At 71.2% G+C, this 12,951-nt stretch carries 13 protein-coding genes; 7 read left to right on the top strand and 6 right to left on the bottom strand.

Going from position 1 to position 12,951, the window contains the following annotated elements; translation table 11 throughout:
* The 3 genes from E5082_RS28735 to E5082_RS28725 all read right to left on the bottom strand — a co-directional run bounded on the left by E5082_RS28735 (position 1) and on the right by E5082_RS28725 (position 1,907).
* Positions 1 to 975, bottom strand: a complete 975-nt coding sequence (locus tag E5082_RS28735) for a TauD/TfdA dioxygenase family protein (protein WP_135794173.1) — start codon at positions 973 to 975, stop codon at positions 1 to 3.
* Between the two features lie 99 nt (positions 976 to 1,074).
* On the bottom strand, positions 1,075 to 1,536 hold the full coding sequence (locus E5082_RS28730; RefSeq protein ID WP_135794172.1) for a peroxiredoxin: 462 nt from the start codon (positions 1,534 to 1,536) through the stop codon (positions 1,075 to 1,077).
* Positions 1,533 to 1,907 (bottom strand): DoxX family protein, encoded by a 375-nt coding sequence (locus E5082_RS28725; protein WP_229919004.1) that lies wholly within the window; start codon positions 1,905 to 1,907, stop codon positions 1,533 to 1,535. The genes E5082_RS28730 and E5082_RS28725 overlap by 4 nt, the downstream gene beginning before the upstream one ends.
* A 182-nt stretch (positions 1,908 to 2,089) precedes the next feature.
* Here E5082_RS28725 and E5082_RS28720 point away from each other — a divergent pair, with 182 nt between their 5' ends.
* Together E5082_RS28720 and E5082_RS28715 are read left to right on the top strand one after the other, a co-directional pair.
* A complete protein-coding gene (locus tag E5082_RS28720; RefSeq protein ID WP_135794279.1) occupies positions 2,090 to 3,040 on the top strand; it encodes an ATP-dependent DNA ligase in 951 nt (316 codons plus the stop codon).
* 109 nt (positions 3,041 to 3,149) lie between these two features.
* Positions 3,150 to 3,926 carry an NPP1 family protein gene (locus tag E5082_RS28715; RefSeq protein WP_244321640.1) on the top strand — a complete coding sequence of 259 codons (777 nt, stop codon included), beginning with the start codon at positions 3,150 to 3,152 and terminating at the stop codon, positions 3,924 to 3,926.
* Positions 3,927 to 3,953: 27 nt separating this feature from the next.
* Here E5082_RS28715 and E5082_RS28710 read toward each other — a convergent pair whose 3' ends face one another.
* Positions 3,954 to 4,478, bottom strand: a complete 525-nt coding sequence (locus tag E5082_RS28710; RefSeq protein ID WP_135794169.1) for a hypothetical protein — start codon at positions 4,476 to 4,478, stop codon at positions 3,954 to 3,956.
* Positions 4,479 to 4,835: 357 nt separating this feature from the next.
* Here E5082_RS28710 and E5082_RS28705 point away from each other — a divergent pair, with 357 nt between their 5' ends.
* On the top strand, positions 4,836 to 5,627 hold the full coding sequence (locus E5082_RS28705; protein WP_135794168.1) for an RNA polymerase sigma factor SigF: 792 nt from the start codon (positions 4,836 to 4,838) through the stop codon (positions 5,625 to 5,627).
* Positions 5,628 to 5,841: 214 nt separating this feature from the next.
* Entirely contained in the window at positions 5,842 to 6,654 is an 813-nt protein-coding gene (locus E5082_RS28700) for a VOC family protein (protein ID WP_167514166.1), read from the top strand.
* Between the two features lie 56 nt (positions 6,655 to 6,710).
* Here the strand turns inward: E5082_RS28700 and glgX are convergent, their stop codons facing one another.
* Together glgX and E5082_RS28690 are read right to left on the bottom strand one after the other, a co-directional pair.
* Positions 6,711 to 8,825: a glycogen debranching protein GlgX gene (gene glgX / locus E5082_RS28695; protein ID WP_167514173.1), complete on the bottom strand. Its 2,115-nt coding sequence runs from the start codon at positions 8,823 to 8,825 to the stop codon at positions 6,711 to 6,713.
* Positions 8,826 to 8,848: 23 nt separating this feature from the next.
* Positions 8,849 to 9,355 carry a pep a2 gene (locus tag E5082_RS28690; protein ID WP_135794165.1) on the bottom strand — a complete coding sequence of 169 codons (507 nt, stop codon included), beginning with the start codon at positions 9,353 to 9,355 and terminating at the stop codon, positions 8,849 to 8,851.
* A gap of 301 nt (positions 9,356 to 9,656) precedes the next feature.
* Between E5082_RS28690 and E5082_RS28685 the strand changes: the two genes are divergently transcribed.
* From E5082_RS28685 to E5082_RS28675, 3 genes are all read left to right on the top strand, one after another.
* A complete protein-coding gene (locus tag E5082_RS28685; protein WP_135794164.1) occupies positions 9,657 to 9,956 on the top strand; it encodes a DUF5133 domain-containing protein in 300 nt (99 codons plus the stop codon).
* Positions 9,957 to 10,067: 111 nt separating this feature from the next.
* The gene (locus tag E5082_RS28680; RefSeq protein WP_135794163.1) at positions 10,068 to 12,059 is read left to right on the top strand and encodes an alpha-1,4-glucan--maltose-1-phosphate maltosyltransferase; all 1,992 of its coding nucleotides are present in this window, start codon (positions 10,068 to 10,070) and stop codon (positions 12,057 to 12,059) included.
* Positions 12,056 to 12,951, top strand: an 896-nt coding sequence (locus E5082_RS28675; RefSeq protein ID WP_244321638.1) for an alpha-amylase family glycosyl hydrolase, incomplete at its 3' end; no start/stop codon positions are given. The genes E5082_RS28680 and E5082_RS28675, both read left to right, overlap by 4 nt.

The following is a 12,951-nucleotide window of genomic DNA, read 5'->3' as shown; positions in this document are numbered from 1 at the left end:
CTACCAGCGTCCGGGCTCCGTGCCCACCAGCGGCTTCGACGCGATGCCGTCCACGCCCACCGGCACATCGCCCTGGAGCATGACCCGGTGCATGATCCGGGGATGGCCGACGTGGGCGGTGTCGCCGGGGGCGAGGTGGACGGTGGCCCGGTTGTCCCAGAAGGCGACGCTGCCGGGCTCCCAGCGGAAGCGGACGGTGTACTCGGGCCGCACCACCTGCTCCAGCAGCATCTCCAGCAGGGCCGCGCTCTCGGGGCGGGAGACCCCGGAGATCTGCTCCAGGTAGTAGCCGTTGACGAACAGCACCCGCTCCCCCGTCTCCGGGTGCACCCGCACCAGGGGGTGCTCGGAGGCGACCTGGTGGTCCAGGAGGTGCCGCAGGTACGCGTCGTCTCCGGGCCGGGGCTGGTAGCCGACCCCGAGCCGGTGCTCGGCCCGCAGCCCGTCCACGAAGGAGCGCACCGGCGCGGACAGCCCGGCGTAGGCGGCCGCCAGGTTGGCCCAGGTGGTGTCGCCGCCGTACGGGGGGACGGTCTCGGCGCGCAGGATGGTCGCGGCGGGCGGGTCGATCCGGGCGCCGTGGTCGCAGTGCCAGCCGCGCAGCAGGGTGTGCCGGCGCCGGCGCAGCCACTCCTCGTGCTCCATCCCGAACCGGCCGCCCAGCTCCAGCCGGTCGGCGGTCGTCTCCACCTCCGGGAACCCCTCCGGCGAGGCGCTCCCCCGCTTGCGCAGCACGACGGGCTCGCCGAAGCGGCGGGCGAAGGCGACGTGCCCGGCGTGGTCGAGCCGCTGGTCGCGGAAGAAGACGACCTTCCAGCGCAGCATCGCGTCCCTGATCAGCGCCACCAGGGAGTCGTCGAGCGGTGCGGCGAGGTCGACGCCGGTGATCTCGGCGCCGATGTGTCCGGCGACCGGTTTCACCGCCACGCCCGCGACGGGCTCGGGCCGCTCCGCCGAGGTGCTGTCCGTGCTCATGTCTGCGCTCCCGGGGGTCGTCGTACGGGCTCCCCTTGATCGTGTCAGCCGGACGGTGGCCTTGGCGAGCACGGCCCCGGCCACCTCCCGTACGAGAGATCAGCCCTTCGCCGCCCGCAGCGCGGCCAGCGCCCGGTCGGCGTGGGTGTTCATGCGCAGTTCGCTGCGGACGATCTCCCAGATCGTGCGGTCCTGCCCGATGACGAACGTGGCCCGCTTGGTGGGCGCGATCGTGAAGCCCCGCTTGACGCCGAAGCGTTCACGGATCGTGCCGTCGGTGTCGGAGAGCAGGGGCATGCCGAGGGTGTGGCGCCCGGCGAACTCCTGCTGCTTCTCGACGGTGTCGCCGCTGATGCCCACCGGCTGGGCCCCGGCGGCGGCGAACTCGCCCGCCAGGTCGCGGAAGTGGCACGCCTCGACGGTGCAGCCGGGGGTGAGGGCGGCCGGGTAGAAGAACAGCACCACGGGGCCGTCGGCCAGGAGTTCCGTCAGCCGCCGCTCGGTGCCGGTCTCGTCCGGCAGCGTGAAGTCCTCGACGGTGTCGCCGACCTGGAGGCTCATGACTGGCCCTTCGCGGTACGGGCCACGCCCCGGGCCCACAGCACCAGCGGCACCTGGAGGGGCAGCCGGGCCAGGGAGGCGGTGCGCTGCCGGGCGGGCCGGTGCCGCCAGTCGACGGCCATCTTCACGTTGGCCGGGAAGACCCCGACGAAGAAGGCGGCGGCCGCCTTGGCGGCCGGTGCGCGGGTGGCGGGCACGGCGATCCCGGCGGCGAGGGCGAGTTCCGCGACCCCGCTGGCGTAGGTCCAGGTGCGGGGCGAGCCGGGCAGGGCCCGGGGGACGAGCTCGTCGAACTTCCTGGGGGTGGCGAAGTGGGCGATCCCGGCCGAGGCCAGCAGACCGGCGAGCAACAGGGGTGAACGTGGGGGCACGATGTCTCCTTCGATGGCCTGCCGCCGGATATTACTCGACGGTAGGGGCCGGTCGGCGGCTCGGGTACCGGCGCGGCGGCGGCCGCCGTTCGGGGGAACCCGCGGCGCGGGGTGCGTGGTGGCGCCCGGCGTGGTCGACATCTTCTGCCGTGACCGTCACCCCGCTGCCGTTCGTCCGCCCCATGCTCGCCACCCCCGGCACCCTGCCGCCGCCCGCCCAGGACGCGCGCTGGGCGTACGAGACCAAGCAGGACGGGCAGCGGGTGATGGTCTACCTGCCCGGTGACGGAACCCTGCTGCTGCGCGCCCGCTCCGGGGAGGACATCACGGCCGCCTATCCCGAACTGGAGCCGCTGGGCCGCGCCTTGGGGGACACGCCCGCCATCCTGGACGGCGAGGTGCTGGCTCTGGACGCGGAGGGGCGGGCCGACTTCCAGGCCCTCCAGAACCGGATGGGCCTCGCGCACACCCCGGCCCTGGCGGCCCACCGGGCCGCGCGGGCTCCGGTCCACCTGGTGCTGTTCGACGTGCCGTACCTCTCCGGGCCGCAGACGGCGGCCTCGTACGCGCGGCGGCGCGACCTGCTCGCGGGCCTCGGCCTGAACGGTCCGCGCTGGTCGGTGCCGGGGGCGGTGGTCGGCCATGGCGCCGAGGCCCTGCGGATGACGCGGGAGCACGGTCTGGAGGGGGTGGTGTGCAAACGGCTGGACTCCGTGTACGAGCCGGGCGTGCGCTCCCGGAACTGGATCAAGATCCGGAACATCCGGAGCGTGGACGTGATCGTCGGCGGCTGGCTGCCCGGCAAGGGCCGCCTGTCCGGGCTGCCCGGCGCGGTGCTGGTCGGCCAGCGCGCGGGAGGGCGGCTGGTGTACGCGGGCCGGGTGGGCACGGGCTGGAGCGAGGGTGAGCGCACCGAGCTGGCCGCGCTGCTGGCGGCCTCGGCGAGCGAACGGTGCCCCTTCGACCCCGAGCCCCGGATTCCTGGGGCGCGCTGGGTGCTGCCCCGGCTGGTCGGCGAGGTCGGCTTCAGCACCCGGACGCGGGCGGGGCTGCTGCGCCAGCCGAGCTGGCTGCGCCTGCGCCCGGACCTCGCCCCCGAGGAGTCGGCGGCGGACCTCCCCGAGGATCTCTGAGCGCGCGGCTGACAGGATTTCACCTGCGGGACAGGTGGGACGGCTTCACAGCGGGCCCTTCGGCCGGGATGCTGAACTGCCTTGTCCCTCAATGCAGTTGGAGATTGAAGTGGGTTCGTCCCCGTCCCGCCGACGGCGCGGCAGATGGCTCGCCACGCTCACCGGCGCCGCCACCCTCGTGATCGCCTTCCCGGCCGCGGCCTTCGCCGCTCCCCCGCTCGCCCTGCCGGTCAACGCCACGGCCGAGGAACTGAGGTATCAGCCCGCGTTCGACTACGACACCGACGGCTGCTACTCGACGCCCGCGATCGGCCCCGACGGCACGATAAACCCCGGCCTGAACCCGACCGGCGCGCTCAACGGCAACTGCCGCGACGCCTCGGACCTGGACAACACCAACGGATACTCGCGCGCCAAGTGCAACAACGGCTGGTGCGGCTATCTCTACGGCCTGTACTTCGAGAAGGACCAGGCCCTCCCCGGTACCAGCATCGGCGGCCACCGCAACGACTGGGAGCACGTGGTGGTGTGGGTGCAGGACGGGCAGACGCGGTACGTGTCGACGTCCAACCACGGCTCCTTCACCGTGCACCCGGTCTCCGAGGTCCGCTTCGAGGGCACGCACGCCAAGGTCGTCTACCACAAGGACGGCATCGGCACGCACTGCTTCCGGCTGGCCAACACAGGCGACGAGCCGCCGGAGAACCACAAGCACACCTGGCAGTACCCGGCGCTGGTCGGCTGGGACGGCTACCCGCCCGGTCTGCGCGACAAGCTGAGCACGTATGACTTCGGCAGCGCCAACTTCGGTCTGAAGGACGCGAGTTTCGCCTCGCACCTGGCGTCGGCGAAGCCGGCCGGCATCCCCTTCGACCCGAACGCCTGACCCTCTCGCGGGCCGGCCCGGTGCCCGTCAGGCGGTACCGGGCTCGGTCCGCTCCTCCAGGTACGCGGTGAGCTGGTGCGCCAGGCTGTCCGGCCCGCAGGCCGCGGCGGTGGCCACCTGGGCGGTCTCGGTGAGGCCGATGCCGCCGGCCCACAGCCTGCGGTCGGTCCACTCGTCGTCCACCCGCAGATGGACCTGGACGTCCACATGGGTGAGCGCGTCCTCGGCGGCGGCCGCGTGGACCACGGCGGTGGCCCGGCGCAGCGGGTACACGTCGAAGCCCTCGATGAACTGCGAGTTGCGCCAGTCGATGAAGGCGCCCTCGCCGTCGGCGCCGACCCGGACGTCGATCTGACCGTCCTCGAGCTGGACGCTGCACGGGCGGGTGCCCCGGTTCTCGATCGTCACACGGACGCTGAAGTACGTCAGCCCGGCCGCGGCGTCGTCACGCCCCCGGGGCGGATCGGCCGTCTCCAGACGATGGACGCGGACCCGCAGGCCGGCGTGCTCGCCGTATTCCTGCCAGTCACCGACCACGTTCGGCTCGTACACAGTGCCCCTCTCGACCATCCGCGAGCTGCTGTCTATCCGTGTGCTCAGCACACTGTCAAATGAGCGGAATGCCACATGGCCAGGCGGTTCGCCCGCTTCGCTCGGCGATCAAGCCGTGCCCAGGAGAAACCGTCCGGGCGGGTGCGCGGGCACGGTTCGGGCGCGTGCCGCACATCACTCCCGGCGACCGCCTCTCACGGCCCGCGTCCATGGAGCCACCCAGTCCAAAACCGGGTCAAGACCGACACGGGTTTCGTCCCCTATTGGCATGTTTGTTTGCTTTTGCCGCACACTGGGCAAGAGGGACTGCAGTGCCGAATGTGCCTGTCGTCCCAGCCCGCGAGAGAAGTGCACGCGATGTCTGTAACTGGCAGCACGAAAACCCACCCTCATGACGACGCCCCTGACACGGCCCACGCCTTCGAGCGCCTCTCCGGGCTCCCCAAGGGCCCCGAGCGGGCGGCGCTGCGGGACGAGCTGGTGCGGCTGTGGCTGCCCATGGCGGAGCGGATCGCGGTCCGGTTCCGCGGCCGCGGCGAGTCCTTGGAGGACCTGTACCAGGTGGCCGCCCTGGGCCTGGTGAAGGCCGTGGATCATTACGACCCCGAGCGCGGCCGGGCCTTCGAGGCGTACGCGGTGCCGACGATCACCGGCGAGATCAAGCGCCACTTCCGGGACCACATGTGGACCCTGCACGTGCCGCGCCGGGTGCAGGACCTGCGCAACCGGGTCCGCAGCGCCGGCAAGGAGCTGGCGCAGACCATTCCCGGCCGTCCGCCCACCGTGGCGGAGCTGGCGGCGCACACCCGGCTCAGCGAGGACGAGGTGCGCACCGGCATGGAGGCGCTGGAGTGCTTCTCCGCGCTGTCCCTGGACGCCGACGTGGCGGGCACGGACGGGTACGCGCTCGGCGACTCCCTCGGCGAGCCCGACCCCGGCTTCGACCTGGTGGTGGACCGGGCGGCCGTGAAGCCCTGTCTGGCGGCGCTGCCCGAGCGGGAGCGCACCATCCTCTACCTGCGGTTCTTCCGGGGTATGACGCAGAGCGGGATCGCGGAGCAGCTCGGCATATCGCAGATGCACGTCTCCCGGCTGCTGAGCGGCTGCTTCGACCGGCTCCGCGAGGAACTGCTCACCGAGTCCGGCTGAGCGTGCTCCCGCAGCCCCCGTACCGCCGTGCCTTTCACTCTTTCGGGCGATAGCCGCCCGGCTTCGTGACGCCCCCGACGCGCTGGGTGGCCGGGGGAGCTCACCGCACATCAGGGCCCGTCTGCGGGGTAGTCGGGAGGCAGCCGACCCCTTTTCGGCCGGACACTGGTCGAGACCGGTGGCCGCCGGGCCCCGAGAGCAGGACGCGACCGTCATGAATCACCACACATCCGTCAGCGGTGGCTTGAGGAAGAAGAAGGACACCGTTTCGACGCACTCCGTCTTCGGTGCCCCCTGCTGGGTGAGCCTGACCAGCCGCGATCTCGACGCCACCGAGGAGTTCTACAGCGCCGTGCTCGGCTGGCGCTGGCGCGACGCCCGCCTCGGCGACCACTTCCGGATCGCGCTCGCGGACGGCGTGCCGATCGCCGGGATCGCCGCCGTCGCCGGGATGTGGCAGACCGCGGTGGCCTGGACCCCGTACTTCGCCGTCCCCGACGCCGACGTGGCGGTGGCGCGGGTCCGGGAGCGGGGCGGCACGGCGGCCGTGGGCCCGCTGTCCTTCCCGCCCGGCCGGGGCGCGCTGCTCGCCGACCGGGACGGGGCGACCTTCGGCGTCTGGCAGGGCGAGCTGTTCTCCGACTGGGAGTCCTGGCGCCGTTCCGCCCCCGCCTTCATCCGCCTGCACACCCGCAACGCCTTCGACGCGGCGATCTTCTATGGCGAGGTGCTGGACTGGGCCTCCGGGACGGCGGGCTGCTGCGAGGTCGAGTACGCGGGCGGCGAGGTGGTGCTGCGCAGCCAGGGCACCGTGGTGGCGCGGATCGACTCCGGCGCGGTGGAGGCGGCCCCGGACCCCTCGGTGCGGCCGCACTGGCAGATCCACTTCTCCGTCGACGACGTGGCGCGCTGCGCCCGCAGCGCCGAGAAGCACGGCGGCAGCGTGCTGAGCGAGAACGAGCGGGAGGCCGTCCTGCGGGACCCGGACGGCGCCCAGTTCACGGTGACCGCACGCGACCCGCGCTGACGGACGACAAGTGGGCGCCCACCGGAATCCGGTGGGCGCCCACTTGTCGTCCCCGCTCAGCCGTCGCGGGACGGCCGGGACAGCAGGATCAGGCTCCGCGACTCGACCCGCAGCCGGGTACCCGCCTTGCGCTCCCGCTCGTCGGGCACACCCTCGGGGTCGGCGGTGTCGATCAGGGTCGTCCAGCGCTCACCGTACGACGCGGCGGGCAGCCGGAAGTCGACGGGCTCCCAGAAGCCGTTCAGCAGCAGCAGGAAGGAGTCGTCGACCACCCGGCCGCCGTAGGCGTCCCGCTCGGCGATGGCGTCACCGTTGAGGAAGACGCCCACCGAGTGCGCGTCGCCGCGCCGCCAGTCCTGGTCGGTCATCTCACGTGCGTCGGGCCGCAGCCAGATCAGGTCGGGCAGCGGCTGCTTCTTCCGGGTCTCGGTCTCGCCCCGGAAGAAGCGGCGCCGGCGCAGCACGGGGTGCTCGGCGCGCAGGCCGATCAGGCGCCGGGTGAAGTCGACGAGGGCGCGCTGCTCGTCGGTGAGGTCCCAGTCGATCCAGGAGATCTCGTTGTCCTGGCAGTAGGCGTTGTTGTTGCCGCGCTGGGTACGGCCGAGTTCGTCGCCGTGGCCGAGCATCGGGATGCCCTGGCTGAGCAGCAGGGTGGCCAGCAGGTTGCGCTGCTGGCGGGCCCGCAGTTCGAGCACGGCCGGGTCGTCGGTGTCGCCCTCGGCGCCGCAGTTCCAGGACCGGTTGTCGCTCTCACCGTCCCGGTTGCCCTCACCGTTGGCCTCGTTGTGCTTGTCGTTGTACGACACCAGGTCGCGCAGGGTGAAACCGTCGTGCGCGGTGACGAAGTTGACGCTGGCCCGTGGCCGGCGCCGGCTGGCCTGGTAGAGGTCGGAGGAACCGGTGAGCCGGGACGCGAACTCGCCCAGCGAACCGGGCTCGGCCCGCCAGAAGTCCCGTACGGCGTCCCGGTACTTGCCGTTCCACTCCGACCAGAGCTGGGGGAAGTTGCCGACCTGGTAGCCGCCCTCCCCCAGGTCCCAGGGCTCGGCGATGAGCTTGACCCGGCTGATCACCGGGTCCTGCTGGATCAGGTCGAAGAACGCCGACAGCCGGTCCACTTCGTGGAACTGCCGGGCCAGGGTCGCCGCGAGGTCGAAGCGGAACCCGTCGACATGCATCTCGGTCACCCAGTACCGCAATGAGTCCATGATGAGCTGGAGTACGTAGGGGTGCCGCATCAGCAGGCTGTTGCCGGTGCCCGTGGTGTCGTAGTAGTGCGCCCAGTCGCCGTCGACCAGGCGGTAGTAGGAGGCGTTGTCGATGCCCCGGAAGGAGAGGGTGGGGCCCATCTCGTTGCCCTCGGCGGTGTGGTTGTAGACCACGTCGAGGATGACTTCGAGGCCGGCCGCGTGCATCGCCTTGACCATGGCCTTGAACTCGTTGACCTGCTGGCCGCGCGAGCCGAGGGCGGCGTAGGCGTTGTGCGGGGCGAAGAAGCCGATGGTGTTGTAGCCCCAGTAGTTGGACAGGCCCCGGTCGCGCAGCACACCGTCCTGCGCGAACTGGTGGACCGGCATCAGCTCGACCGCGGTGACTCCGAGCGAGGTGAGATGCTCGGTGACCGCGGGGTGGGCCAGCCCGGCGTAGGTGCCGCGCAGCCGCTCCGGCACGTCCGGGTGGGTCCGGGTCAGGCCGCGCACATGGGTCTCGTAGATGACGGACTCGGAGTAGGGGTGCCCCGGCGGGCGGTCGTCGCCCCAGTCGAAGTAGGGGTCGGTGACCACGCCCAGCATCGAGTGCCCGGCGCTGTCGGCGGGCGCCGGGCCGTGCGGGTCGCGCTCGTACAGCGAGGGGTCGTTGTCCATCTGGCCGTCGACGGCCCGGGCGTAGGGGTCCAGCAGCAGCTTGGCCGGGTTGCAGCGGTGGCCGAGGGAGGGCTGCCAGGGACCGTGCACCCGGTACCCGTAGCGCTGGCCCGGCCCGACCCCCGGCAGATACCCGTGCCACACGAACCCGTCGACCTCGTGGAGGGGTACGGGCGTCTCGGCGCCCGCGTCGTCGACGAGGACCAGCTCCACGCGCTCGGCGACCTCGCTGAACAGCGCGAAGTTGGTGCCCTGACCATCGTAGGAGGCGCCCAACGGATAGGGGTGCCCGCTCCACACGGGCACCCCCTTCCGGGACTTCCTGGCCGTCACCGGACGCCCACCAGAGCGCCGGCGGGCACCTCGCCGACCCCTGCGGGCACCGGGGCCGCGCGGGGTACGCGCAGCATCCGGCCGATGTGCGGCGAGGGAGCGGTCGGGACCAGCGGGACCCGCTGGTCGGCACGGGCCCGCTGCGAGAACCAGATGATCCTGGCCCCGGTCTCGGTGGCGCAGCAGCCCCACCCGTCGCTCATGGCGGCGATGTCCGCGAGACAGGCGCGCAGACCCTCGTCCGGGCCGAGGTCGCGGTCGCCGCCGCCGATGGCGGTGATGAGGTGCTGGCCGTTCCACCACATCTCGATGGAGGTGGTGGTGTCCGGGGCGTGCTGGTCGATGGCGCGCAGCAGAATCTCGGTGCCGCGGCGGACGGGGTCCACGAGATTGTCGAGGTCCCAGTGACTGAGGTGGGCGGCCAGGATGCGGCTGACCTGTCCCACCCGTTCCGGGCTGACTTCCACGTCGAGGTGGTAGTAGCGAGGCACTGCGGTCTCCATTGTCGCTTGCTCCTCACCGGCGAAGCTCCTGCTCCACGGCCGTCCGGCGGGATCACCGGACACTCAGCGTGAATGCCAGTCGCTTCTGAGTCATCATCCACATTGCGGCTGCTACGCCATTCGTGCAACACGAGCATCACGAACGGCGGGGTCGTTGAAGCTCCAACAGGACGGAGGGTGTTTACACGTGCACCATGGGTGAAAGCCCTCGATCGCCGTAACGGTTCCGCGCCCTTCCGTGCTCGGACACCACCCGACCGTCGGGAACGCGACGTCGAGAGCCGTGGAAGGTGAAGGGGCCATGCTGCTACCCGCCAAGGCCGAAGTGGCCCGGCAGTTGCGGCGTTACCGGGCGTGGGAGCGCGTGATGCTCGCCTCGCCCCACGACCGCACGGTCCGGAGCACCTTCGAGGACTCGGGCTACACGTTGTGCGTGTTGATGGGAAAACGCTGCGCCAGGGAGGCGGCGGACGCCGCGGAGCGGTATCTGCGCTCCACCCCGCCCGGCCGGCCGGGCGAGCAGGACGGGCGGCCGCGGCCCGGACGGGCGGCGCGACGCGCGCAGTCCCCGGAGCGGCGATCCACGGCGCCAAGCCCCTGACCTGGCACCGTACATGGCGTTCCCCTACGGGACGGCACCTGCCGGCCCGTATCCAGGACCGCGAAGCCGGGCCCCGTGTGCCCGGCTTCGCGCACGGCGGAGGTGAGATCCATGCGCAGGACCCCGGCCATCGGCCGCGTACCGGTACGTGATGTCCGGCCGGCCGTGGAGTGCGGCAGGCGCCCGGCGAAGGCGGTGGCCGGGGAGACGTTCCAGGTGACCGCGACCGTGTTCCGCGAGGGACATGACGCGGTGGGCGCCAATGTGGTCCTGCGCGGTCCCCATGGCCGGCGCGGCCCGTGGACCCCGATGCGCGAGCTGTCCCCCGGCAGCGACGTGTGGGGCGCGGACATCACCCCGGACGCCACCGGCCGCTGGACCTACCGCGTGGAGGCGTGGTCCGATCCGATCGCCACCTGGCGGCACGCGGCCGGCATCAAGATCCCGGCCGGGATCGACACCGGTCTGGTGCTGGAGGAGGGCGCGGAGCTCTACGAGCGCGCGGCCGCCGGAGCACCGAAGGGCCCGGAGCGCGACCTCGTCCTGGCCACCGCCCACGTCCTGGGCGACGACACCCTCTCGGTGAACCACCGTCTGAAGGACGCCCTGGGCCCGGAGGTGGCGGCGGTCCTCGCCCGGTACCCCCTGCGGGACCTGGTGACCGCCTCGGACCCGATGCCGCTGCTGGTTGAGCGGCAACGGGCCCTGTACGGCTCCTGGTACGAGTTCTTCCCGCGCTCGGAGGGGACGCTGGACGAACCGCACGGCACGTTCCGGACGGCCCAGAAGCGTCTTGAGGCCATCGCGGAGATGGGCTTCGACGTGGTGTACCTGCCTCCGATCCATCCGATCGGGACCACGCACCGCAAGGGCCGTAACAACACGCTGACCGCGACCCCGGACGACGTCGGTGTCCCCTGGGCGATCGGCTCCCCCGAGGGCGGCCACGACGCCGTCCACCCCGACCTCGGCACCCTCGAGGACTTCGACCACTTCGTGGGCCGGGCACGGGAGTTGGGCCTGGAAATCGCCCTGGACTTCGCGTTGCAGTGCTCGCCGGACCACCCGTGGGTGGAGAAGCACCCGCAGTGGTTCCACCACCGCCCCGACGGCACCATCGCCTATGCCGAGAACCCGCCGAAGAAGTACCAGGACATCTACCCCATCGCCTTCGACGCCGACATGGACGGCCTGGTCACCGAGACCGTACGGGTGCTCCGGCACTGGATGGAGCACGGCGTCCGCATCTTCCGCGTCGACAACCCCCACACCAAGCCCGTGGTGTTCTGGGAGCGCGTGATCGGGGAGATCAACCACGCCGACCCGGACGTCATCTTCCTGGCGGAGGCGTTCACCCGCCCCGCGATGATGCACACCCTCGCCCAGATCGGCTTCCAGCAGTCCTACACCTACTTCACCTGGCGCAACAGCAAGCAGGAACTCACGGAGTATCTGACCGAGTTGTCAGGCGAATCCGCCGCCTACCTGCGGCCCAACTTCTTCGCCAACACCCCCGACATCCTGCCCGGTTACCTCCAGCACGGCGGCCGCCCCGCTTTCGAGATCCGTGCCGTGCTCGCGGCCATGCTCTCCCCCGCCTGGGGCATCTACAGCGGCTACGAACTGTGCGAGAACCAGGCGCTTCAGCCGGGCAGCGAGGAGTACCTGAACTCCGAGAAGTACCAACTCGCCCGCCGGGACTGGGAGGCGGCCGCCCGTGAGGGACGGACCATCGCCCCGCTCATCACCCGCCTCAACGAGATCCGCCGCAGGCACCCCGCACTGCACCATCTGCGCAATCTCAGCTTCCACCGGACCGACAACGACTCGGTGCTCGCGTTCAGCAAGCGCACCGGCGACGACATGGTCCTCGTGGTCGTCAGTCTCGACCCGCACCACACCCAGGAGGCCACGGTCTCGTTGGACCTGCCGCGACTCGGACTGGACTGGAACGACGCCCTGTCCGTGCACGACGAACTGACGGGCGAGACCTACCACTGGGGCCGCGACAACTATGTCCGCCTCAGCCCCGGCCGCGCCCCCGCGCACGTCCTGCGTGCCGAGCCGGCGACGTCACAGATCGGAGGGCCTTCAGCGTCATGACCGTGAACGAACCCGTGCCGGACACTTTCGAGGACACTCCGGCCAAGGACCGGGACCCCGAGTGGTTCAAGCGCGCCGTCTTCTATGAAGTGCTGGTCCGCTCCTTCCACGACAGCGACGGCGACGGCGTCGGCGATCTGAAGGGTCTGACCGCCAAGCTCGACTATCTCCAGTGGCTCGGCGTGGACTGTCTGTGGCTCCCGCCGTTCTTCAAGTCCCCCTTGCGTGACGGTGGTTACGACGTCGCGGACTACACCTCCGTCCTTCCCGAGTTCGGCGACCTGGCCGACTTCGTGGAGTTCGTGGACGCGGCCCATCAGCGGGGCATGCGGGTCATCATCGACTTCGTCATGAACCACACCAGTGACCAGCACCCGTGGTTCCAGGAGTCCCGCGCCAACCCCGAAGGCCCGTACGGCGACTACTACATGTGGGCCGACGACGACAAGCAGTACCAGGACGCCCGGATCATCTTCGTCGACACCGAGGTCTCCAACTGGACCTTCGACCCGGTGCGCGGACAGTACTTCTTCCACCGCTTCTTCTCGCACCAGCCGGACCTCAACTACGAGAACCCGGCCGTGCAGGAGGAGATCCTGGCCGCCCTCCGGTTCTGGCTGGACCTCGGCATCGACGGCTTCCGGCTCGACGCGGTGCCCTACCTGTACGCGGCCGAGGGCACCAACTGCGAGAACCTGCCCGCCTCGCACGCCTTCCTCAAGCGCGTCCGGAGCGAGATCGACGCCCAGTACCCGGACACCGTGCTGCTGGCGGAGGCCAATCAGTGGCCCGAGGACGTGGTCGACTACTTCGGCGACTACTCCACCGGCGGCGACGAATGCCACATGGCCTTCCACTTCCCGGTCATGCCCCGCATCTTCATGGCCGTCCG

The sequence above is a fragment of the Streptomyces griseoluteus genome, from assembly GCF_004784465.1.
GTDB lineage: Bacteria > Actinomycetota > Actinomycetes > Streptomycetales > Streptomycetaceae > Streptomyces > Streptomyces griseoluteus.
Note: the sequence above shows the minus strand (reverse complement) of the source record. Positions and strands in the feature narration are given on the sequence as shown.